Annotated in this window: 21 protein-coding genes, 1 tRNA gene and 1 pseudogene; 19 read left to right on the top strand and 4 right to left on the bottom strand. The window is 38.8% G+C overall.

The window, feature by feature from the left end; all coding sequences use genetic code 11:
- Nucleotides 1–94 precede the first annotated feature (94 nt).
- Entirely contained in the window at nucleotides 95–1390 is a 1296-nt protein-coding gene (locus tag PTRA_RS02140; RefSeq protein WP_058372513.1) for a DcaP family trimeric outer membrane transporter, read from the top strand.
- A 507-nt stretch (nucleotides 1391–1897) separates the two neighbouring features.
- Here PTRA_RS02140 and PTRA_RS02145 read toward each other — a convergent pair.
- On the bottom strand, nucleotides 1898–2464 hold the full coding sequence (locus PTRA_RS02145; RefSeq protein WP_058372514.1) for a TetR/AcrR family transcriptional regulator: 567 nt from the start codon (nucleotides 2462–2464) through the stop codon (nucleotides 1898–1900).
- 183 nt (nucleotides 2465–2647) lie between these two features.
- On the opposite strand from PTRA_RS02145, the gene PTRA_RS02150 reads away from it, so the two are divergent.
- From PTRA_RS02150 to PTRA_RS19320, 14 genes are all read left to right on the top strand, one after another.
- Nucleotides 2648–3478, top strand: a complete 831-nt coding sequence (locus PTRA_RS02150) for an alpha/beta fold hydrolase (RefSeq protein WP_099046583.1) — start codon at nucleotides 2648–2650, stop codon at nucleotides 3476–3478.
- A gap of 5 nt (nucleotides 3479–3483) precedes the next feature.
- Nucleotides 3484–3798, top strand: coding sequence for a bifunctional 3-phenylpropionate/cinnamic acid dioxygenase ferredoxin subunit (locus PTRA_RS02155; RefSeq protein ID WP_197108560.1), 315 nt, complete (start codon nucleotides 3484–3486; stop codon nucleotides 3796–3798).
- The gene (locus tag PTRA_RS02160; protein ID WP_058372517.1) at nucleotides 3795–5045 is read left to right on the top strand and encodes an NAD(P)/FAD-dependent oxidoreductase; all 1251 of its coding nucleotides are present in this window, start codon (nucleotides 3795–3797) and stop codon (nucleotides 5043–5045) included. The genes PTRA_RS02155 and PTRA_RS02160 overlap by 4 nt, the downstream gene beginning before the upstream one ends.
- Nucleotides 5046–5072: 27 nt before the next feature.
- Complete coding sequence (locus tag PTRA_RS02165; RefSeq protein ID WP_058372518.1) at nucleotides 5073–5960, top strand: VOC family protein; 888 nt, start codon at nucleotides 5073–5075, stop codon at nucleotides 5958–5960.
- Nucleotides 5961–5982: 22 nt separating this feature from the next.
- On the top strand, nucleotides 5983–6765 hold the full coding sequence (locus tag PTRA_RS02170; protein ID WP_058372519.1) for a 2-keto-4-pentenoate hydratase: 783 nt from the start codon (nucleotides 5983–5985) through the stop codon (nucleotides 6763–6765).
- Nucleotides 6766–6775: 10 nt separating this feature from the next.
- On the top strand, nucleotides 6776–7717 hold the full coding sequence (locus PTRA_RS02175; protein WP_058372520.1) for an acetaldehyde dehydrogenase (acetylating): 942 nt from the start codon (nucleotides 6776–6778) through the stop codon (nucleotides 7715–7717).
- Nucleotides 7718–7720: 3 nt separating this feature from the next.
- Nucleotides 7721–8743 carry a 4-hydroxy-2-oxovalerate aldolase gene (gene dmpG, locus PTRA_RS02180; RefSeq protein ID WP_058372521.1) on the top strand — a complete coding sequence of 341 codons (1023 nt, stop codon included), beginning with the start codon at nucleotides 7721–7723 and terminating at the stop codon, nucleotides 8741–8743.
- A 2-nt stretch (nucleotides 8744–8745) separates the two neighbouring features.
- Nucleotides 8746–9735: an NAD(P)H-dependent flavin oxidoreductase gene (locus PTRA_RS02185; protein ID WP_058372522.1), complete on the top strand. Its 990-nt coding sequence runs from the start codon at nucleotides 8746–8748 to the stop codon at nucleotides 9733–9735.
- Nucleotides 9728–11578, top strand: a complete 1851-nt coding sequence (locus tag PTRA_RS02190; protein WP_058372523.1) for an AMP-binding protein — start codon at nucleotides 9728–9730, stop codon at nucleotides 11576–11578. The genes PTRA_RS02185 and PTRA_RS02190 overlap by 8 nt, the downstream gene beginning before the upstream one ends.
- A gap of 30 nt (nucleotides 11579–11608) precedes the next feature.
- Nucleotides 11609–12913, top strand: coding sequence for an aromatic ring-hydroxylating oxygenase subunit alpha (locus PTRA_RS02195; RefSeq protein WP_058372524.1), 1305 nt, complete (start codon nucleotides 11609–11611; stop codon nucleotides 12911–12913).
- Nucleotides 12914–12926: 13 nt separating this feature from the next.
- Complete coding sequence (locus tag PTRA_RS02200; RefSeq protein ID WP_058372525.1) at nucleotides 12927–13475, top strand: 3-phenylpropionate/cinnamic acid dioxygenase subunit beta; 549 nt, start codon at nucleotides 12927–12929, stop codon at nucleotides 13473–13475.
- A 21-nt stretch (nucleotides 13476–13496) separates the two neighbouring features.
- A complete protein-coding gene (locus tag PTRA_RS02205; protein ID WP_069188179.1) occupies nucleotides 13497–14270 on the top strand; it encodes an SDR family NAD(P)-dependent oxidoreductase in 774 nt (257 codons plus the stop codon).
- Between the two features lie 87 nt (nucleotides 14271–14357).
- Nucleotides 14358–14771 carry an acyl-CoA thioesterase gene (locus PTRA_RS02210; RefSeq protein WP_058372526.1) on the top strand — a complete coding sequence of 138 codons (414 nt, stop codon included), beginning with the start codon at nucleotides 14358–14360 and terminating at the stop codon, nucleotides 14769–14771.
- 175 nt (nucleotides 14772–14946) lie between these two features.
- The gene (locus PTRA_RS19320) at nucleotides 14947–15081 is read left to right on the top strand and encodes a hypothetical protein (protein WP_257720825.1); all 135 of its coding nucleotides are present in this window, start codon (nucleotides 14947–14949) and stop codon (nucleotides 15079–15081) included.
- Nucleotides 15082–15146: 65 nt separating this feature from the next.
- Here PTRA_RS19320 and PTRA_RS02215 read toward each other — a convergent pair whose 3' ends face one another.
- Both PTRA_RS02215 and PTRA_RS18845 read right to left on the bottom strand, forming a co-directional pair.
- Complete coding sequence (locus PTRA_RS02215; RefSeq protein WP_058372527.1) at nucleotides 15147–16514, bottom strand: MFS transporter; 1368 nt, start codon at nucleotides 16512–16514, stop codon at nucleotides 15147–15149.
- A gap of 362 nt (nucleotides 16515–16876) precedes the next feature.
- A pseudogene (locus tag PTRA_RS18845) lies at nucleotides 16877–17017 on the bottom strand (MBL fold metallo-hydrolase RNA specificity domain-containing protein); the annotation flags it as partial.
- Between the two features lie 339 nt (nucleotides 17018–17356).
- Here PTRA_RS18845 and PTRA_RS02220 point away from each other — a divergent pair.
- On the top strand, nucleotides 17357–19510 hold the full coding sequence (locus PTRA_RS02220) for a YjbH domain-containing protein (RefSeq protein WP_058372528.1): 2154 nt from the start codon (nucleotides 17357–17359) through the stop codon (nucleotides 19508–19510).
- A 439-nt stretch (nucleotides 19511–19949) separates the two neighbouring features.
- Nucleotides 19950–21518, top strand: coding sequence for a hypothetical protein (locus PTRA_RS02225; protein WP_058372529.1), 1569 nt, complete (start codon nucleotides 19950–19952; stop codon nucleotides 21516–21518).
- Nucleotides 21519–21954: 436 nt separating this feature from the next.
- On the opposite strand, the gene PTRA_RS02230 is transcribed toward PTRA_RS02225, so the two are convergent.
- Nucleotides 21955–22030 (bottom strand) — tRNA-His (locus tag PTRA_RS02230).
- A gap of 260 nt (nucleotides 22031–22290) precedes the next feature.
- Here PTRA_RS02230 and PTRA_RS02235 point away from each other — a divergent pair.
- Complete coding sequence (locus PTRA_RS02235) at nucleotides 22291–23109, top strand: mechanosensitive ion channel family protein (protein ID WP_058372530.1); 819 nt, start codon at nucleotides 22291–22293, stop codon at nucleotides 23107–23109.
- A 31-nt stretch (nucleotides 23110–23140) separates the two neighbouring features.
- On the top strand, nucleotides 23141–23923 hold the full coding sequence (locus PTRA_RS02240) for a DUF481 domain-containing protein (RefSeq protein WP_058372531.1): 783 nt from the start codon (nucleotides 23141–23143) through the stop codon (nucleotides 23921–23923).
- Nucleotides 23924–24021: the final 98 nt, after the last annotated feature.

Below are 24021 nucleotides of genomic sequence, written 5' to 3' on the forward strand. Positions count from 1 at the left end.
TTAACAGCAATGCATTACTGTTTCAATTGAAGTTGGTGGTTAAAATAAATATCAAATAAATATCAAATAAATCATAAATATAAGGTTTAATTAAATGGTTGATAAAACGAATTTAAAAATAACACTATTGCTATCTGCTTTTTTAAGTACATATGTGAATGCTTATGATGGTGATCGGGTCGATGAAATAGAAAAAAAAATAGAGTTACTTCAGCAATCTTTACTGGAAGTTAAAAAACAACAAAATACTCATGATAAAGTTGAAAAAGAACTTTTATCAGCAACGCCAGGATATTTTTCTGTTTTAGGCTCTGAAACAGAATTTAAAATAAGTGGTTTCGTTCATTTAGATGCGGGAGTAATGGAAAGTGGTTCTGGTATTAATAATACAAACTTTTCAACTTATGCACCCATACTTAATGGAACAGTGATAGGCAGCGATAAAAAAGACACATTTGACATGTCAATACGTCGCAGTCAGTTGCGACTTAATACAAAAACTCCTATAGAAGATAAATCAATACAAACACATATCGAAGTTGATATGCTCGGCAGCGGTGGTGATGAAAACTTTACAAATAGTTACGATGTTCGAATTCGACAAGCATATGTTACATACAATGGTTGGTTAATAGGTCAGACATATACTAACTTTTTAAACTTTGCATCATTAGGAGAGATTGCCAACCTTGGTCAGCATGCTAATGCTCTTTTCATTAGGCAGACTCAAGTTAAGTATACAAGTAAATTTGAGGGAGGTAGCTGGAGTGTCTCTGCTGAAAACCCGTATGAAAGCAAATCAGTTACAATATCAGGTGACATAAAAGATACGAATAAAGATGACCAACTAATTCCTGATTTAATTGGTCGTGTAGACCTTAAAGGTGATTGGGGAACCGCAGGTCTCGCTATGATGGCAAGAAAGCTTGTGATGGATAATAGTGAACCAGGGAGTGTTGATGATTCGACAATAAGCGGAGCTGTGAGCATGACTGCTCGCTTTCCTATTCTTAAAGGTAGTGTTGGGTTACAAGCAAACTATGGGGCACTAGGGCGCTACTTAGAGTTAGGGCCTTATCCTGACTCATATGTTGAAAATGGTGAGTTAAGAGCTTTCCTTGCTAAAGGTGCTTCAGCTGTTTACGGTCATACTTGGAGGCCTGGTCTTAGGTCGACTCTCGCATTAGCTTATACAGCTTCCGCTAAAGATTTATCTTACTTTTCTCCATCTTCTATAGATAAAACCTCATCACTGCAAGCTAATGTGTTTTGGGATCCAATCAAAAAAACAACATTCGGTTTAGAGTATGGCCTCTATGGTATAGAGCTAGCTAACGGATTAAAGCAAGATATTTATCGCTGGCAAATGACGGCTCAGTATAACTTTTAAGTTCTTCACTGTTTGAAGTGTTTAGGCTGAGCTGCGCTAAGAATATTGCAGCTCAACCTTTTTACATGTGAACGACCCAGCAACATCATTTCGCTCTGAACATGGACTGTATCAGTTGTTTTTAGTAAATTACTGCAGAGTTAATTTGTTAACAATTAAGCGTTTTTATTTTGCTTTTAATCTATTTTTAAAAAGCAAAGATACATGTGTGTATTTTTTTTATATGTAAAGCTAGCTGGATTTTATCATTTAAATGAAGAGTATATATTTATAAAGCTTTTATATTTGTAAAGTAATGAAAAGACAGGGGGAGGTAGTTAACTGGTGTCAGCATATAAAGTCATATTAAAGCTTTATATTTAGAAAGGAGGACTCTTGCGAACAGGGGCCAGCATAATCATTGCTCGCGCTGGTAGCGACAAGAGTCGAGGCTGTTTATTCTATCGAGGCGTGAAAAGCGACTTTTTTATTAAATTGAACACTGTTTTAAGCTGCATCGTTGATGAACTATAATAAAGTATTAAACACTTTTTCTAGGTGGCAGCCATCCATATTAATCCCCACAACTTTATATCCCTGCATTGTATAGTAAAATCGATAGGCTTTAATTTCAGCTTCTTCTTGATCGCTACCTAATGATTTAAAATTATCTGATATGAACTTAAGTCTATGATTATCAACTTCATTAATGGTTTCCTTTACATTTTCATCATGTTGCGACCAGTTGCGAATAGCTAACTCTAAAGCACCACCATTAATGCTTTTAATATTTTTATGTGGAAGGAAAAATAACTCCCTGAGTTGTTCCTTAGCTGTAAAGTTTGCATCACTTAATCGTTCTATGATTGCGTTAGTGGATCTAACTCTCCAGCTTGTTAGTAGTTGTTCAAATAATTCCTCTCTCCCACTGAAATGCCAATAAAAACTTCCCTTTGTGACTTTTAATTTTTTTGCTAAAGGCTCCACTTTTACAGCTGAAATACCAAACTTAGACAGTTCACACTCTGCCATATTTAACCAATCTTTGGCTGTCAGTTTGTTTGATTTTGAAGGCTTTTCATTTGTTATAGCCATTACATAAGCTCCTTTTTTTGAGAATAATAGATTGTATTTCATTTGGAATGAAAAAATCAGACTTTATGAATAGAATTAAAAAACATACGCTACCGTATTGACAGTTGTGTATGTTTGGATTAGTGTTACTTAAAAGTAAACAAGTTACGTAATTGTGATTATTTATGTTAGAGGTGAATGGGAATGAGAATAATTGATTCAGGTAAAGGTAAAACAATTGAAGCTTTTGGGTTGCAGACAAATTATCTGGAGCTAGGTGAAGGCGAGCCATTAATTTTATTGCATGGCTCAGGTCCCGGTGTTTCTGCAAGTACAAATTGGCGCAAAGTAATGCCAGAGTTAGCAAAACATTTTCGAGTTATAGCGCCAGATTTAGCCGGTTTTGGACACACAGAAAGAGCTGAAGGTTTTTCTTATGACATAAAGCATTGGGGCAAACATTTATTAGGCTTTTTGGATGCATTAGGTATTGAAAAAGCTCACGTTATCGGAAATTCATTTGGTGGCTCTCTCGCACTAGCAACTGCAGCACGCTTTCCGGAGCGATTTTCAAAGCTTTGCTTAATGGGTACTCCTTGCGATAAATTTTTTATGACACCTGGGCTTCGCTCTGGTTGGGATTACACACCATCTCTTGAAAATATGCGTAAAGCAATGTCACATTTTCCATTTTCAGAAAAAACGATAACGGATGAACTTGTTGAAGAGCGCTATCAAACTAGCCTTATTCCAGGTGCTCAAGAAGGCCTACGTAAGTTGTTAGTAAAACCAAGTGAAGACGGTGAGACAGCGCTTTCAGGTATGCCAGAGCATGTAGTGGCTAAAATAGCTCACCCTACACTTGTCTTACATGGTCGTGAAGATAAAGTTGTTCCGACTGAAATGGGGTTAAAACTCGGTCGCTCAATGCCTAACGCTGATATGCACATTTTTGCTAACTGTGGACATTGGGTTATGGCTGAGAGACCAAAAGAGTTCTTGCGGCTTGTAATTAACCACTTTTTAGCAGAGTAGGACGCATGACCATGTTTTATGTTTGTAAATTAGACGACTTGGAAATTGGCGATTCAATTAAGCTTGAGCAGTATAAGCCACCTATTGCTGTAATACGTGGTGAAAGTGGTCAAGTATATGCAATTGATGACACTTGTACGCATGCTGAAGCATCTTTTTGTGATGGTTTTGTTGAAGGTGATACGGTTGAGTGTCCTCTTCATATGTCAGTATTTTGCCTCAAGACTGGTGCGCCAGATAATCCGCCTGCAATTAAAGCGGTTGCGACTCACATCGTGAACATAAAAGATGGGGATGTATTTATCGAGGTGCAAAGATGAGTACTGTGAATGTGAACTCGGTAATTATCGTTGGCGCTAGCGCTGCAGGTGTGAGTTGCTTAAGAGGACTTCGTAATAACGGATTTACTGGCAAAATTATACTTATCGACAAAGACACGTATGGTGCTTATGAACGGCCTCCATTGTCTAAGCAAATCCTTTTAGATCAAAAGCTAAAAAGTGAAGACATATCTTTAATAACACCAACCGAATTATCTGATCTGAATATTGAAAGTTATTTTGGTGAGTCGGTAACCTATGTACTTCCAGATTTGCGTAAGGTTACTCTTGAATCTGGAGTTGAGCTTGCTGCTGATGCGATTGTGCTAGCAACAGGTGGAGAGGCTCGACGATTACCTATAAAAGGTTCTGCATTAACTAATATATTTGTTCTTCGTCACTTTCAAGACGCTGTAAAACTACGTGAGAAATTACTACCCAACTCACGAGTTGCAGTAATTGGTGGTGGGTTTATTGGTGCAGAAACATCAGCCTCGCTTTGTAAGCTAGGTGTTTCAGTTCATTGGTTGGATGCAGCGGAGCTACCTCTGGCGCATATATTACCTTACGAGTTATGCGAAAAAATAGTCAATAAACATTGTGATGATGGGTTAAACCTTATTACTAACTGCCGAATAAAAGAGTTTGTAGAGCAGGACGATGGCAGCCTATCTATTTTATTTAATGATGACAGAGAATCGTTAAATGTTGATGCGATTGTTTTAGGCGTTGGCATGGCTCCTTATACACCTTACTTCTCTGAACAAGTTAACGCAAAGATCTTAAATAAAGCCAAAGGCGGGATTGAGGTTAATGAAAGCCAAGAGTCTAAATACCCAGATATTTATGCTGCTGGAGATGTTGCAGCAATAATTCAAGGTAATGGCTCGGTAATTCGTCATGAGCACTGGCAATCTGCACAGTTTCAAGGAGAACGTACAGCAGCTTCAATTCTTAATATATCACTTCCTTCAGAGCCCGTTGATTGGTTTTGGTCAGATCAGGGGGATTTACATATTGAAATGGCTGGTGTGTTTTTACCCAATGAGCAGCAGTTAGTTGTTAGAAATGAAGGGGATTGGCCGGTGTATTTTAGTGTGCTGAACAATCGTGTTGTTGGTGCTGTAAGTGTTAATAACCCCAATGCGGTGCGCGCAGCTATGCGAATGATTAAAAACGCAGTAACAGTAGACGTAGCACAACTTGAGAACACAGACTTGCCGTTACGTAAATTAATGCGTGGCTAAACAAAAACTATAACGTTGGACAAATATATGTCAGAAATTAAGGCTTTAGGCTACCTCGGCTTTTCTATCTCCGATCCAGATGCATGGAAAAGATATGCAGAAAATATACTCGGAGTTAGTGTTACTGAAACTGATAATGGTGATATGTACCTCAGAATTGATTCTTATGCATGGCGAATCCATTTAAAAAAATCAGATCATGATCAACTGGATTACATAGGTTGGGAAGTGAGTGATAAACAAAATCTGGAAAGTTTAAAAAGTCGTTTAACAGAACAAAAAATAGTATTTGAAGTTGGATCAGAGAAATTAATAAAAGATAGGAAAGTAAAAGATCTAATAACTTTTCATGATCCAGATGGTACATGTTGCGAAGTGTTTTATGGCCCTTTACAAGTAACGAACAAACCATTTGTAAGTCCTAAAGGGTTTCGCTTTATTACAGGAGAACAAGGACTTGGGCATATTGTCCTTATAACTAAAGATCATGATGCGCAAGAAGCATTTTATACTGATTTTTTAGGCTTTAAGTTATCAGATTATATTAATACTGAGGTTGTGCCAGGCAAGCCCTTTAATATTTCATTTTTGCGTTGTAACGGACGTCATCACTCGTTGGCACTTGCTCCGGTTCCGATACCTGCAAAAGTTGCACATATTATGTTTCAAGTAGACAGCATTGATGATGTTGGTCGTGCAATGGATGCGGCAGAGAAAGATGGAGTACATTTCTCATTCACTCTAGGGCGCCATTCAAATGATGAAATGTTGTCATTTTATACAATGACTCCATCAGGTTTTGACGTTGAGTTTGGATGGGGAGCAATAGAGGTCGATGACGATACTTGGCATGTAAAGGTGCACCATACTAATTCAGCCTGGGGCCATAAATTCCAGCGTCCTCCGCGTAAATAATAATTATATAAGAGTCATGATCATGAGCAATAAAACCATTTTAAGTTTATCAAAGTTACTTTCTGATGCGTATGAAGGAGGTGTAGTTGCACCTTTAAGAGAGTTGGTCGAATCTGCAGATATTTCGCTGGCATATCAAATCCAGCAAGAAAACCATCTCCGTTGGAGTGAAGAAGGCCGTATAACAATAGGTCGAAAAATAGGACTGACATCGAAAGCTGTTCAGACTCAACTAGGTGTAGATCAGCCAGACTACGGCATGGTTTACGCTGACACTTGTTATGGCTCGGGCGCTCAATTATCAGTATCTAAATTTTTACAGCCTAAAATAGAAGCTGAAATAGCGTTTGTCCTAAAGTCTGATTTAGATTCAGAAAGTTTAACTATAGTAGACATCATTAATGCTATCGATTATGCAGTGCCAGCCTTAGAGATTGTTGATAGCCGTGTAGAAAATTGGGATATCACTCTGTTTGACACTATCGCAGATAATGCGTCGTATGGCGGGATTGTAATGGGTACAACTCCTGTCCAATTAAGTCAATTAGACCTTGAAAACTGCACCATGAAACTGTTTCAAAATAGTGAGTTAGTATCTGAAGGTGAAGGACGTGCTTGCTTAGGAAACCCATTACTAGCGACTCTTTGGCTAGCTAATATCATGATTAAAAATGGCCTACCACTTCGAGCAGGTGATGTTGTGTTATCAGGTGCTTTAGGCCCAATGGTGCCTGTTCAAGCTAAGAATACATTTACCGCTACCATTGATGGCTTAAACAGTGTCTCAGTCACTTTTACAGAATAGGAGAAGAAATATGTCTACTAAAACAAAAGTTGCCATTATTGGCTCTGGGAATATTGGGACAGATCTGATGATTAAAATTTTAAGGACATCTGATGCTCTTAAAATGGCTGTGATGGTTGGAGTTGATCCGAATTCTGATGGTTTGGCACGCGCAAAAAATATGGGAGTAGCAATTACTCATGAAGGTATCAAAGGGCTAGTTGAAATGCCTGAATGGCAAGAAATAGGTATTGTCTTTGATGCAACTTCAGCTGGAGCTCACGCAACACACGCAAAAATTTGTAATGAAGCGGGTAAAGTTATTGTGGATTTAACACCGGCGGCAATAGGTCCATTTATTGTTCCAGCGGTTAATGGGGACGCAAACCTTGAACAGTTGAATGTCAATATGGTGACTTGTGGGGGACAGGCGACTATTCCTATCGTTCATGCAGTTTCTCGTGTTTCTCCCGTTATTTATGCAGAAATAATTGCTTCAATTTCCTCTAAGTCTGCTGGACCAGGGACACGTGCGAATATTGACGAATTTACAGAAACTACTTCACAGGCAATTGAAAAAGTTGGTGGGGCAAAAGTAGGTAAGGCGATAATAGTACTTAATCCTGCAGAGCCTCCGATGATAATGCGTGACACTGTTTTTACTTTCTCTGAAGGAGGAAGTGAAAAGGAGATTACGCAGAGTATTGAAGACATGGTTAAAGCTGTTCAAAGTTACGTGCCAGGGTATCGTTTAAAACAAAGCGTACAGTTTGAGTATTACACAGAAGAAGAACCATTATACCTTCCTGGTATAGGTGCATTAAGTGGAGTGAAAACGTCAGTGTTTTTAGAGGTGGAGGGGGCTGCTCATTACTTACCATCTTATGCGGGTAATCTGGACATAATGACTTCTGCGGCACTTAAAACAGCTGAAAAAATTGCCATTGCTAGATCTTTACAAGGTGGAGAGTAACCCATGAATAATAAAAAACTATATATCCAAGATGTAACTCTTCGAGATGGTATGCACGCAATCCGTCATCAGTACAGTACAGATCATGTTCGAAGCATAGCTAAAGCACTGGAAGACTCAGGTGTTGATGCTATTGAAGTCGCTCATGGAGATGGTCTAAGTGGAAGCAGTTTTAATTATGGTTTTGGTGCACATACAGATTGGGAGTGGTTGGAAGCTGTTGCTGATGTGCTAGAAAAGTCGGTGCTGACAACTTTATTATTACCCGGAATAGGATCAGTAAAAGATTTAAAGAGGGCTTATAACTTAGGTGTACGATCTGTACGTATTGCAACACATTGCACTGAGGCTGATGTTTCAAAACAGCATATTCAAACAGCCCGTGAAATGGGTATGGATACTATTGGCTTTTTAATGATGTCTCATATGGTTTCCCCTTCAGAGTTAGCGAAACAAGCAAAGCTAATGGAGTCGTACGGTGCAACAACTGTTTATGTAGTTGACAGTGGTGGTGCTATGAATATGAATGATATTAGTTCTAGAGTGAAAGCATTAAAAGACACATTAGACGTAAATACAGAATTAGGAATTCACGCTCACCATAATCTAAGTTTGGGTGTGGCTAACAGTATAGCGGCAGTCGAAAACGGTGTGAATCGTGTTGATGCGTCCCTAACAGGTATGGGGGCTGGTGCAGGAAATGCACCATTAGAAGTATTTATTGCCGCAATCAATCGCTTAGGCTGGAGCCATAACTGTGATTTATACAAGTTAATGGATGCTGCCGAAAACTTAGTAAGACCACTTCAAGATAGACCGGTACGTGTTGATCGTGAAACTTTAACATTAGGTTATGCGGGTGTTTATTCAAGCTTTTTACGCCATGCTGAAAAAGCAGCAGAGCGTTATAAAATAGATGTTAGAGAAATCCTAGTCGAAGTAGGAAAGCGAAAACTGATAGGTGGTCAAGAGGATATGATCGTTGACGTTGCACTGGATTTAATAAATAGCTCTAAGGAGAAATAATTATGACAGATCGCGCAATCGTATCTTCACTTTATGACTCAATGAAGCTACCTACAATCGTTGCTCCTATGTTCCTCATATCAGGTCCAGATTTGGTAATAGCTGCTGCAAAAGCAGGAATAATAGGGTGTTTTCCGACACCAAATGCTCGAACAATTAATGATTTAGAAGAATGGTTAGAGAAAATAAAATCTGAGCTTAAAGGTACTAAGCAGGAAGGCATGTGGGCAATTAATATGATTGTTCATAAAAGCTATGACCGATTCGAAGCCGAAATGGCCTTGGTTGAGCGTTATAAGCCTAAATTTGTTGTTACCGCATTAGGTAGCCCAACCCGAGTACTTGATAGAGTCCATGCTTTTGGTGGAAAAGTGTTTGCTGATGTTATTAATATGGAACAAGCAAAAAAAGCCATCGCAGCTGGGGTTGATGGTCTTATCCTAGTGTGTTCTGGAGCCGGCGGACATACAGGAAAGTATTCACCATTTTCATTTGTTGAAGAAGTCCGACGTTTTTACGATGGGCCTCTGATTGTAGGTGGTGCAATGCAAAGTGCTCGTTCTATTGCTGCACTAATTGCACTAGGCGCTGACTTTGCTTATATGGGGACTCGCTTTATCGGTTGTCCTGAAAGTTTAGTTGTTGATGAATACCGCGACATGCTTGTCAGTTCATCAATGGATGATGTTGTTACATCTGATGTTGTTTCGGGGGTAATGGCCAACTGGCTCAAGGCTAGTCTTAGTAAAGCCGGTTTTGATTTGAAATCAAAGAAAGGCAGTACCGAAATTGATTTCTCAGATATTCAAGGCGAAGGAAAAGCGTGGAAAGACACTTGGGGAGCCGGACATGGTGTTAGTGCAACGCAGAATATAGAAACGGTTAAAGAGATAGTGGATTCGCTAGTAGATGAATTTGCACTTTTACAACCGAATTTAGCTAATGAGTTGTCACGTTGGCCCAAATTTTTGAAGGATAATAATAATGATTGAACGTAAAATAAAAATTATCCCAAAAATTCAACTCGGATGTCATAACGTTATTGCGGATAAAAGTACTGAAGGTGCCATAATCTTACGTAATGAAGAAGATCTAAATCTTGATAATCATACAATGCTTGATTGCTTGGATTTCTGGTCTGAGAGAGCTCCCAATACAGTATGTATGCGAGAGCGAACTTCTGATGGTTGGTCAGAGATATCATATAAGGAGTTTTTATCACGAGTAAAGGGAGTTGCAGCTAATTTAGGAACGCTTGATATCTCTGCAGATAAGCCACTTATGATCATAGCACCTAATTCGGTTAATCATGCCTTAGTAGCCTTTGCTGCAATGACAATCGGTGTGCCAGTAACTCCTGTCTCAATTGCGTATGCCCAGCATGGGGATACCTTCGAACGGCTCGACAATATTATAAATATAGTCAAACCAGGTGCTATTTATTTTAGTGATACTAGGTTCTTTAAAAAAGCAGTAGATGTCCTTCGTCAAAAACACGATATTCAATATATTGCGTCGTACTCAAATATAGATGATATACCAGCAGTACGTGACTTACCAAAAATTAGTGATGAAGAAGTTGCAGTTAAAAGAAGTGAAGTTACACAAGATACAATCTGCAAAGTAATGATGACTTCAGGATCTACAGGGCTTCCAAAAGGGGTTATTAATACTCATCGTATGATGTATAGCAATCAAGTGGCACTTTATAAAATGTGGCCATTCTTACAAGATATGACCCCTAATTTAGTTGACTGGTTACCTTGGAGCCATACGTTCGGTGGAAATGTCTGTATCAATATCACATTATTTAATGGCGGCACACTGACTATTGATGATGGTAAGCCTATCCCTGGACAAATTGGCCGCACGATCGAAAATATTTGTTTAATAGAGCCAAACATTCATTTCAATGTACCAGTTGGTATTGAAGCGCTACTCGCTCAGTTTGAAGATGATCATAGAGTTGCACGGAAATTCTTTACTTCAGTTAAGGTTATTTTTGTTGCAGCAGCGGCGTTGCCTGAGAAAACAAGAAATCGATTGACTTCTTTATCTATGGATCTTGTCGGAAAGAGTCCTAAGTTACTGGCCGGTTGGGGCTCTACAGAAACAGCCCCATTTTCTACGTGTTTGAATTTTGAATCAGATCTGTCAGTAAATATCGGTGTTCCAATGCCTGGAACTGAAATAAAACTTACGAACTCACAAGATAAACAGGCATTAGCTGTACGAGGACCAAATGTAACCCCAGGATATTGGCGTGATGAAAAAGCCACTGCAGCCGCTTTTGATAAAGATGGCTTTTATTCTATGGGGGATGCCGGGCGATTAGTTAATGAAGATGAACCATCAGAAGGGTTAGTATTTGATGGACGCACTTCAGAAAACTTTAAGCTTGGCTCAGGTACATGGGTTAATGTTAATCAAGTTAGACTTGCAATCGTAACTACACTTAAGCCTTACTTTTTAGATGCTGTAATCACTGGACATAATCAGGCAGATATTGGCTTGTTACTTGTTCCAAATATGACTTACCTAAAAAAGAAATATAATTTAACAGAAGAGCAGCAAATCTCATCGTACTTGCAAACTATAAATGAGCTTATTGAATCTGTTGTAAAACTATTAAAAGAATACAACGAAACTCATTACAGCAATAGTACTAGAGTTTGTCGGTTTGCTTTTTTACCCCAACCTCCATCCATTGAGAAAAATGAAATTACAGATAAAGGTTACCTTAATCAAAGAGCGCTATTAGGTAATTGGTCTGACTTAGTTGATAAAATGCACAATAAAGAAAAAGCATCATCTATCAACTTCTACTCATTTTAAGAAACTAATAAAGAATACAGAGGATTAATTATGTCGATGAATATAAAGTCACTTATCGACCATGAAAATGGGTTAATTGATAGACGCATTTTTTGGGATAACGCTATATACCAACAAGAACTAAAGCAAATATTTGCTCGTTGCTGGCATTTTGTAGCACATGAGTCACAAGTTAAATCATTTGGTGATTTTATCACCACTTATATTGGTGAAGATGCTGTTATCGTAGCTAGAGCTAAAGATAAGAGTATCAATGTAATGCTTAACTCTTGCCCACATAGAGGGAATAAGGTTTGTTTTGCAGGGGAAGGGAAAATCCGTTCATTTGTATGTAACTACCATGGTTGGGCGTTTGGGTTAGACGGTAAACTAAATGGAATGCCTGAAAACCAATTATACGATAATACAGAAGGCTTTGATAAATCTGATTGGGGGCTGCATAAAGCGCGAGTAGAAACTTATAAAGGTTTAGTTTTTGCTACATTTGATGAGGAAGCCCCTTCTCTTGGTGATTATCTTGGTGATTTTAGATGGTACATGGACGCAATTCTTGATATCGATGATAAAGGAACTGAGTTCATTCCAGGTACAACTCGATCATTATTAAAATGTAATTGGAAGTATCCGGCTGATAACTTTGTTGGTGATATCTATCATGCATTATGGACTCACCTTGGTGCTGCAGAATCGACACTGAAAAGCTCTGGTGGAATACATGTATCGAATGAAGATTCATATCAAAGTAGCGTTAATGGGCATGGTTGGGAGTTTTCGTTAGCAAACAACTTCGGAAATGCTGCGACAATGGGTGATAAGGAAATCGTGAAGTACTTACGTTCTCGTGAAGAAAAGATAAGTCAACGCCTCGGAAGTGTTCGTGCAAAAATGATCGGCTCTGTTGCATCAGGCGCTATTTTTCCAAATTTTGCATTCCTGCCCGGGTATTTAACGTTTAGAACCTTTTTACCAAAGGGGCCAATGGAGACTGAATTACATAGTTGGACATTAGTACCAAGTGAAGCATCTGATGAAATTAAAGATCGCTGGCGTCTAGGAGCTATGCGTACGTTTTCTCCCAGCGGTATTTTAGAGATGGATGATGGTGAGAACTGGGAGCATGCAACAATCGGTAATTCAGGTTATGTAACTCGTAATCAAAAGCTTTGCTATCAAATGAACCCAACTAAAGGCGAAAGTATACCAATCGATTTACCTGGGATAGTAACTAAGGGTCAACTTAATGATGCTAACCAACGACTATTCTTCAAAAGGTATGCTGAATTTATGGATGCTAAAAGTTGGGCAGATATCCCATTAGCAAAACCGCAATTTTAGTAAGGGTATAAAAATGACTAAAGATCAATTGCTAGCGCTTGACGCTAAGGGTAAACATGTTGATATCGAAACTTTTTTTTCAATCCAACAGTATATCAACAAAGAAGCTTACCTGTTAAATAATGAAAAGCTTGATGAGTGGTATAACAGCCTTGAAGAGGATCTAATTTATTGGGCTCCCTTGCGTGAAAACATCTTGCGAAGAAACCGCACACCCGAAATAACGACTTTTAGGGTTCCACTTTTCGAAGAAAGTAAAGACTCAATAGCTATGCGATTGAGACGTAATGATAGTGGAATGTGCTGGACAGAAGATCCACCAACGCGCCAAGTAACGGCTATATCTAACCTGGAAGTATTCCATACAGATAAAGTCGATGAGTTTGAAGTTCATACTGTTTTTACTCTATATAGAAGTCGATTTGAGCGTGATGATTCTACGTTAATGGGTCGTCGGAAAGATATTTGGCGTAAAGTGGGTAACGATTACCGGTTATCGGGTCGACTTATTCTGCTACAGCAATCTACGTTATTGACTAAAAATTTAAACGTATTTATGTAATTTAAAGGTGGTATTAGGCATATGTTACTTAATAGGCGCGTGGTTGTAACAGGAGCAGGTAGTGGTATTGGAAAAGCTATTGTTAAACGTTTTTTAAAGGAAGGTGCTTGTGTCCTTGCTGTAGTACGTAAACCAGAGCAAGTAGAAGAGTTTGCTTCGCATAAAGACTTCTCATTCGTAGTAGGTGATGTGAATGATTATTCAACAAATGAATTAGCCGTTACTTCCGCTATAAAAAAGTGGGGAGGTCTAGATGTGATGATTGCAAATGCTGGCGTTTGGGATTTTTTTAAAAAATTACAAAAAATGTCAGTAACAGAGCTTGAAGATGGTTTTTCGCAAATAATGTCTACAAATGTAAAGGCTGTACTAATGGCAGCACATGCGAGCTATTCAGAATTAAATAAAACCAATGGGTGCTTAATCACAACTGGTTCTAATGCATGTTTCCGTCCCGGCGGCGGCGGGCCGTTATACACAGCCTCCAAATATGCATTAAGAGGTATTGTTGGTCAATTAGCTTTAGACTTTGCACCTAATGTGCGAGTTTGTGGGGTTGCGCCAGGCGCAACGGATACTCCGATCAGTGGAACTGATGCATTAAATCAGCGACAAAAATCAATGAATTCTGATAGGTCACGTTTAGATTCAATGGGGCAGCACATCCCATTAGGACGCGTATCTTCTCCTGAGGAGCATACAGATTTATATGTGATGCTAGCAAGTGCTAATGGCGCAAGGTACATAACAGGAACAGTTTTAGTAAGTGATGGTGGCTTGACTGCAGGGCAATAATTTTTCATTTATCTAATCAAAACTCCCTTCTTTTCCTGCAAATGTTCAGGAAAGGAAGGATGTCAATTATTCATAAAGGTTTCAATCATGACAGAAGTTATAATCAGAGGGTACCATCTAGATGGTTATCAGCATGTAAATAATGCACGTTATTTAGAGTTTTTAGAGGAAGATCGTTGGGCTTGTATGAGTGAAGAGCTAGAATACTTTTCACAGCAGGGGGTTACATGGGTTATTGCTAATATCAATATTAATTACCGTCTACCTGCAACTTTAGGACAAAGTCTTCTAATTAAGACTGCAGTTAGCAAAATTGGTAATAAGAGTGGGGTTGTTACCCAAGTCATCCAATGTAAAAAAACGAATGACATAGTTGCAGATGCAGAAATTACATTTGTTCTATTTGATGTAAAAACCAACAAAACTACTCCTCTCATTAATAACTTTCTAGAAAAATTATTAATTTGTCAGAAAAGATTAAGTGATTCTGTTATTTTATAACTCAATGGTTTGAGAGGTTGGGACTCGGAAAAATCAAATCATTATACTACAGAGTTTTGCAAGGTAAACGTCCGGCAAAGTGCATCTAAACAATAAATGGAGATCAAGTTAAGTTACTTTAAACAATGATTTGGAGTAACAGATGAAAATAACTAGAAGTCAGGAGTAATGGCGAATGATCCTTAACGAACAACAAACCAGCGGCTTAACCATTATCGATTATGCCGAGGAGGGCGTTCAAAATTCGTGTCAGGCTAAAAATGAAATATCTAACACGTCAACTATTCGACCATTCGAAATGGGTCGATAATTGCGACAATGCCAGGCTCCAATTAAGGATGGGCATTATCCATTTTTATTATTTTTAAACACAATTTAAGCTCGACCACGCAGTGCAGAAATACAGCTTGCGAGAATTACAAATCCTAAAGACATTTTAAACGCCAATGAAATAGTACTCATTAATGCGGGGCTATTTTGCGCTGAAAAAGTACTGTCTCCAAGGTAATACTGCACAATTAAGTTGATTAAGCTCATACCAAATAAATTACCAATCGTGCGTGACAAATTCATTGAAGAAGACGCGACCCCTAACTCACTTTTATCTACGGCGCCCATAATGGCATTGTTATTTGGGGTCGAAAACAAGCCAAAGCCAATGCCTAGCAATAACAGTGAGCCGCTAATATAAGTCGTGCTTGAGTTCACCGTTAGTAGAGAAAGTAGAAAAAAGCCAACCATAACAATGATACAGCCTAATGTGGCAAGTAAGCGCGGCTGTATTTTATCAGCAAATTTACCTGCCAGTGGCGCCATAATAGCCATTGATACGGCTTGGAGTAATACGATTTGCCCAGCATGTGCGGGGCTTAATCCTTTAATATATTGCAAATACAAACTTAATAAAAAGGCCAGTGAAAAGTTACTGGCATACATTAAAAAGGAAGTGGATAACGAGAGGCTAAATACACGACTTTCTAAAAACATTTGTACTCTAATGAGTGGTCGTCTACTGCGACTTTGATGAACAATAAATAACATCAAAAAGATGATTGAAAGTAATGTTAAAAGCCAGCCAAGAATACTTGGTAAATTACTTAACCCTAACACTAAGCACAGTGAAAAAAGCGAGAAAATAACGGTGCCCCACCAGTCAAATGGCGATTTTTTATCGTTTTTCCACTCACCATGTAAACACAGTTTAATGGTAATGAGCAGCATAAGTACCAGCGGGATCTGCGAGTAAAACACGGCGCGCCATCCCCACATTTCAGTGAGCCAACCACCCATTGCCGGGGCTGCGCTGAGCCCTATATACACACATGCCGCAGAGGTACCCAGTGCCATCCCTCGTTTATTATCAGGTGTGACAGAGGTAATGATCGCAACGCCTATACCAAAAATCATGGCGCCTGCGGCCCCTTGTATAAAGCGCCAAAAAAGCACCCACTCAATCGATGTTGCCAGCGCGCACATCAGCGAGGCCAGTGCATTTAAGGCTAAGCCAGAAGCATATACGCGTTTGCGGCCATAGTTGTCTGCTATTTTTCCGCACGGTAGCATAAACATGACGCTACTGAGTAAATACAAAGTGGGCATCCACGCGATCATTTTCGCGCTCGCATTTAAGTCTTCAGCGAGGTTTGGGATCGCTATGTTAACGCCCGCCATGCCAAGCGGCCCAATAATAGATCCGCTGCAAACGATAATAAGGGCAATAGTAGTCGGGGGAAGTTTAAACAAGAAGAATCCTTTTATTTACTGGCCTTAAAATGATACGTGAAGATATTTACTTGTACAGGCTTTGATGTTGTTGAGAGTGAAGCAATGACTTTAGTTCAGCATAATGCGTGATCCCCTCAAGCAGGTAAGCACTTAACAGGTTGGCATATAACACCTGGCTCAGTACATCATTACCAGCGAACGTAACAGAGCTTATATGTGTTACGCATTATGACCAAAAAAGGGGGGAATATCTTTATGATTTTAAGATTAAAGTATTCAATATTAATATGCGGTTCAATAAAAGTTTCCATTGTGGATAATTGAACTAAATGACAGCTTTACACATTGTGTACTAAGACTTCATACCCTATGATTAATTTTTATGATTTAGCTATTTCCACGAATGTTTTTTCTCCTAAAATTTCGCGATATTTATTTGCGAGCGCATTTTTAGCATCATCATCGCCATGCACTATTTTTATATGGTTGGGCTTTTTGCGCATGCCGGTTACAAGTTTTATTTGTTACCAATTCATGGCACGAACCGGTAACGCCATTAATAGCATCCATGATGCAGTATTTTCATAAAAGCGTTCTAAAAAATGTTATCAATCAGAAGGACAGTGGTCAGTTAATAGCCGCTATAAATTAGTGAGTGGTTAAAGCGGCGTTTACGTATTTTTGCTACTTTATTTGTAACAGCGTAGTTTTGATTAGGTTAGATGCAAATAGCAGGTTTTAAAGTAAAGCCTAAAAATTCGAGAGTAAAATTAAAATAAGTTAATACTCCCTGTTGAGGGACTATGTTATATTTGCGTTAATATAAAAAACTAAAACAATGATTATACGGATTATTTATTATGTATAGAGTAAAACCTTTGTTAGTAGGCGGTTTAGCCGCTTTGTGTGCACCGGTATTTGCAGCCGATGAGCTAAACAGCTTTCAGTCGTTTACGGGTTATACCGGGTTAATTAATACACCTACTGCTGAGGTTTTGAACAAAGGCATAGTTGATATTGGCTATAATAATCAGCTTGATTTACGTGGTACGAAATACTTAGATGGCCATAACTTTATTTTTAGCGCTGGGTTGTTTAATGGTTTTGAGATGAGCGGGCAAATAGCCTCTAGCTCAATGCACGACAACATGTTTAGAAGCGAAGGACGTGGGCAGTTAAGGGATTTGTCGTTTAATGCAAAGTACCAGTTGCCGTATATTCCTCAAAATTGGTTTAGCTTTGCTATTGGCGCGAAAGATATTGGCGGTGCGGCTAATAACTACGAAACCTATTATGCTGTTGCCTCAAAAGAGGTTGGCGATTTTAGGTTTAGCGCGGGTATTGCTAAAAGTGAGCGTTTAACTGGCCAAATGGATGGTGCCTTTGCTGGGGTGGAGTGGCAATTATTTGATTGGTTTACGCTACAAGCTGAACATGATGGCGAAGCTGAAAATGCGGCCGCGCGTATAACTATACCTAAAGAGTGGCTTTACGATATAGGCACGCTTACTTTAACAAGTCGCTTTTATAGTAATAGCGACTTTGATGAGCAAAGTACTTATTGGGGTGTTAACTTTAGTACGCCATTGTCGAGCACTGCGGCGCCTCGTACTGCTTCGGCTGCTCCTACGTCTTATACTGAAAATAATAGTCAGCCAACAAAGACAGTAAGTACCCAGCCCGCAAGCTTAATTACTGCTGATGTAGTTACTGTAGATGCGATTACAGCTGATACTACATTAATTGAGCCTGTTAAAGATGATATGGCCGATAACCACTCTTTACAAAGTAATGCTAAAAAAAGTATTAATGTTCAAGTGGCGAGCTTAAAAACAGCGCTTGCTGCTGATGGCTTTGAAAATTTACAAGTAGCCTATAACCAGCAAAACCAAATTGTGGTTAAGTTTGAAAACTCTGTATTTAACCGTAACGACATTGATGCCTTTGGTTTAGTGTTGGGGCGGATAGCTGAGTATGTTACCCCAAGTAATGCTGAGTTTAATGTCGTGCTTGCTAAGTATGATATACCCCTAATGAGTGTGAGTGGCCAGGTGAGTAATTACCGTGAGTTTATTGAGGGCAGTATAACGCCTGATTTAAATATTACTAAAGGCACGCTACCTATGCCCAAAGCGCTTACGTGGGTGGGTTTAACTCGCGCTAATAGCCCTTATTTTAAACCCCGTATTACCTTTGGCCCCGCTATAACCAATAGCTATGCGACCGAATTAGGTGTTTACGATTTTTCGCTTGCGCTACGTGCCGATATTGATTTACCCCTTTGGCAAGGTGGCGGTGTAACCGTTGGCGGGCAAGTGCATGTTGCCAATAGTGACGACTTTGAAAAAAAGGGGTCGTTTAGACGCTTACGAGAGGAAACCGGCATTGATCGTGCGGTGTTTTATCAAACGTTTGCACTTCCTTTTGGTTTATATAACCAAACACAAGTGGGTTTCTTTAAAGAAACCTACGACTACACTGGTATTATTAACGAAACAGCATGGTTAAGTGATGCTGGCCGACATAAAATTAGTGCTGATTTAGGTTACTTTGAGTATCAAAATTACAATGGCAGCCGTGAGTATAAAACGCTTTCGTACCAATATAACTGGGTTGAGCAAAATATAACCTTACACGCTACCGCAGGTGAATTTTGGAGTGAAGACACAGGTGCTAGGCTAGAGAGCCGCTTTTGGTTTGGCGATAGTTATATTTCGCTATTTTATGAAGATACATCGGTACGTAAAGCGGGTGTAGCGTTTAGTATTCCACTTTCGCCACAAAAAGATATGAACGTAACACGTTTCGGACAAGTAAAAGGTACTGAGGCATGGAGACATACCGCCAGCACTCAGATCGGTCAGTCTCATAATCGTTTGGTGTTTAACCAAGGGTTTACCCCTAAAACGGCAATCACCTTAGATAGAACCTTTTTAAACCAAGGGCGTATGTCGAGTGATTATATATACGCAAACCTATTAAGGCTTAAAGAGGTTTATATAAAATACAAATAAAAGAACAAAGGTAAAACCTAGATTTTAGACGCCAGATTACGGTAAAAATAAAAATCAGATAGCAGATATATAGAAGATATAAAGCAAAAGGTTTTGGCCGGGTGATGTTAAGTCATAGCTTGGTGATAATAGCTACTTAAAGCATGTGTTGTACTTTCAAATTTGTTGTTAATGATGGATTAGAAGGTATAGCGTAGCTTCAGTTGCAAGGTTATTGTTGTTTGATGCGGCTTTTTTACAGTATTACTGTGTATTACCATAATAAATTTGTATGAATTTTTAATGATTAGCTGTTTAATTTTATATATGTTGGATATAATTCAACCTAAATTTGCAACCTATGTTACTGCTGTTAAAATTGGTATCTAATTTTTGTTGGATTTTTAACAAATTATTATAGATTTTGAATATTAATTGAAATGGAATAAAAGGACTCTCTATGTTTACTAACAAAAAATCGCTACTTGCTCTATCTGTGGTATCTGCTCTTGCTTTAAGTGGTTGTGGTACTGATGATGATAACAATAAGCCGGCTCCACCTGTTGAGCCACCTGTAGTTGTAGTTGTACCGCCAGAAGCACCTGTTGCACTGAGCGCAGTAGTTTATGGTAACGTTGTTGATGCAGAAGATGTAGCTGCTCTTCCTTCAACAATCACTTTCTTTGAAGCGGGTGTAGCATCAGAGAATATCGTCGATGTTGATGGTAATGTTACTGCTACAATTAATTCTGAAGATGGCGGTTTTGTTTTCCAAATAAAAGACGGCGCTGACATCGATCAAATTACAGCCGTTGTTACATCTGAAAACTATGTGTCAAAAGCGTTTGTTGTTGATTTATCTGCACTTAGTGATGGTGATGTTTCAGTTGAGCTAGGTTTAACATCTGCTGATACTGATGGCCTTATCGTAGCTGATCCAGTAGAAGCGACTATTAGCGAAGACGGTACAAGCGCAACTGCGATTGAGGTTACAGTTGATAACAGTAACGGTGCTACATCTAAAGTTGTTATCCCAGCAAATACCGTTTTACAAGATGCGAATGGTAACCCTGTAACAGGTACTGTTAGTGTTAAAGTAACAACTGCTAAACCTGGTTCAGCAGCAGCAGCAGCTATTGTTCCACAGGGATTAAACAGTGCTGACTCTACAACAGTACTTACACCAGTGGGTGTAACAAGTGTTGAAATGGTTAATGCCGATGGTGTTAAAGTTAAAAAGTTCTCTAGCCCTATCAATATAGATATGGCAGTTAGATCTGGAACTGTTGCTCCTTTAGGTCTTTCTTCTCAAAATGAAGCAACCGGTGTATGGTCTGCAGAAAGTGAAACTGTTACAGTTTCTGCTGATGTAGGTAGTTTTGCTACTAACCATTTAACATTCTTTGCTGCAACTACTTCTTCGGCAGTATGTGCTACGCCAATTCGCTTCCTGTTTTCTGGTGACACCATACCAAATCCAGCAGGTTTGAACTTACGTCTTAGCTCATCAGATATCGATTATACATTCCCAGGTGTTAAAGGTAACTTGAATGTGCCGGCTCCTCTAGTATCATTTATTGGTGTTAGTGATACTGCAAAGACTCGTATACGAGTTCGTGATATTGAAGGAAACGTTTGGTATGATTCAGCGTCTGAAGTAGCAATCTGTGGTGACGTAAATGTTGCTTTAACAGCACCAGCAGTAACTTATCAATCTGAAACTTTTGGAATTACAGCTGAATGTAGTAATGGCGATGGTGAATCTGTTGGCGCATCGGGTGCATTGGTTAAGTACAGCCGTAACGGTAAAGGTATGAAAGTTGCTAAAGGCGACGGTGCTGGTAACTATGCACTAACCAATATGGTTGATGGTGAAACTTACAATGTAACAGTTAAGTATAAAGGCAGCCTTAAAGCTATCGGTACTAAAGCTTACACAGTAACTGCTGACGGCGTGGATGAGTCGCAAACTGAATTACTAACATGTGATACAACTACCGGCAGCACAGGTAGCACCGGCGGTAATTAATTATTCAGTGAATACATAAGAGCTAAAGTTAAGCTCTAACAAAAGCCGCAGCAATGCGGCTTTTTTGTTTTTATTAAAAATGAAACGTTAGAATAAGTGATCAGGTACCGAGTAGAAATAAAAAAGGTTTTAGGGATCCAACATGATGTTTTAAGTAGGAGTTAGCAAGCTCGGTGTATTGAATTTAATGTGCTTGAATAGCTTGCCACCACGTCGCGCAGGGCGAGAGAGCATATGCATTGTATTTTTCAGTAGTGCAGTTTGAAAGTATCGCGACAGCAAGCTGAGCGCTTCTAAGTAAAAACCAAGCTCGGTGCTAAAATTAGATATAGATACAGTTTTGTTTATAACGCTAATTTTAGATTTTAAAAGCGTATAAGTTTTTAATGAAATTTTATATGAATAATGTTCTTTGAATTTTCTGAGGAAAGAAAATTGGGGCGATTGACGGGGCTTGAACCCGCGACAACCGGAATCACAATCCGGGGCTCTACCAACTGAGCTACAACCGCCACAACACACCTTGGTTGGTGTGAGGCGCATAATACATAAAGTATTAAAAGTTGTGAAGCAAAAAAGTGAAAAAAATTAAAAAAAGAGTGAAATAGCATGTTTAGGGTGTGTTTTGCATGAAAAATAGCCAAGTTGATTGTTGTTTTAATAAGTAACTGGATTAAAGTTCATTTATGCAAACCCATTATCTAATGAATCTAAAATGTAAATAATATATAATTTGCCGATAAAATCAGATGAACTCTTTCAGGGACCAAAAATGGAATCGGTACTCAATTGGCTTAACGAAAATTCCGGCCTAATTTTACACTATGGTATGCAAGCGGTAATAGCGCTGGTTATCTTTTTATTAGGTGGGCGAATTGCAAAGTTTTGTGCAAACTTAACCGAAAAAGCATTCGACAAAAAGAAAGTAGACAAAGCAGTAGGCTCATTTGTTTCTAGTATTGTATTTGCCATAGTATTTATGGCGACCGTTTTAATGGCGCTGTCGCAAATAGGTATCGAAACAACTTCATTTATCGCTATTTTAGGTGCTGCAGGTTTAGCTGTAGGTTTAGCACTACAAGGCTCGCTTTCTAACTTTGCATCAGGTGTGCTGATTATTTTACTACGCCCTTTTAAATCGGGTGACTACGTAGAGGCAGGTAATAAAGCCGGCACCATTAAAAAAATAGAAATATTTTCAACAGAGCTGCGCACCCCAGATAACAAAGTTATCATAATGCCAAATTCAAAAATTATGTCAGATGCAATCGTTAACTACTCACGAGAGTCAACACGCCGTATAGATTTAGTGATACGTGTAGATTACGATGCCGATTTACGCAAAGCGAAAGAAGTGCTTAAATCAATACTTGATAACGAGCCGCGCATTTTAAAAGATCCGGCTTATAACGTATCAGTGTCTGAACTCGCTGAATCAAGCGTAAACTTTATAGTTCGCCCGTGGGTTGAATCAGCCGATTATTGGCCTACGTACTGGAGTTTACTCGAAGAAATTAAAGTTATATTTGATGAGCAAGGGATCAATATTCCAAGCCCTCAAATGGATGTACATTTACACAAACAAGATTAATTTACTTACAGCTATACAAAGGTTATTTTTAATGAAACTAAAGCTTTTATCAATTTTAGTTGCAGCAACAGCAGCAACTAACGCATTTGCAGACGACGCTGAGCAAAAAACTTGGGAAGTTACCAGTGAGCTAGGTGCTATTATTACTAGTGGTAATACCGAAACCACCACACTTAAAGGTGGTATTAAGGTATTGCATCATCTAGAGCGTTGGAATAATGAGTACAAACTCGACGGTATTTACAAAGAAGACGAAGTAGAAAACGACGATGGTACAAAAGACAAACAACGTACTAACGAAAAATACGCTATTTCTGCACAAGGCAATTACAAATTAAATGAAAAACACTCGCACCTATTCATTTATGGTTCACACGTTTCAGACTATTTTGGTGCCTATAGAAGTGAGTCGGTAGTTTCTGCTGGTTATGGTTTACGTTTATTAAACGAAAAAAGCATGTGGTTAAATGCCGAAATCGGTCCAGGTTATAAGTACTTTAAGTATCCAGATGTAAGCACTGAAGTTGACGAAAACGGTAATTCATTAGCGGGTGAATACGAAGGCGAAATTATTGCCTTAGGTAAGTTAGATTATAACTGGAAGATTTCTGATAACGCCCGTTTTACGCAATTATTAACAGTAGAGTATGGTGACACTAATACCAAAACACGCTCAGAAACTGCACTACTTGCTAAAATAAATGGTTCATTACAAATGAAGGTTGCTTACAACATAATCAATAACTCAAATGTTGCTGATGACAAAGAAAGCACCGATACAGAGACCTCGCTAACATTGGTTTACAGTTTTTAACCAATAACACTAAGTTAATGACATTTAAATGACTAAGGGGGCAAAAGCCCCTTTTTTATTAGTTTAATAGTAATGTACAATACACAGCAATTCTTGTT

The organism is Pseudoalteromonas translucida KMM 520, assembly GCF_001465295.1.
Lineage (GTDB): Bacteria > Pseudomonadota > Gammaproteobacteria > Enterobacterales > Alteromonadaceae > Pseudoalteromonas > Pseudoalteromonas translucida.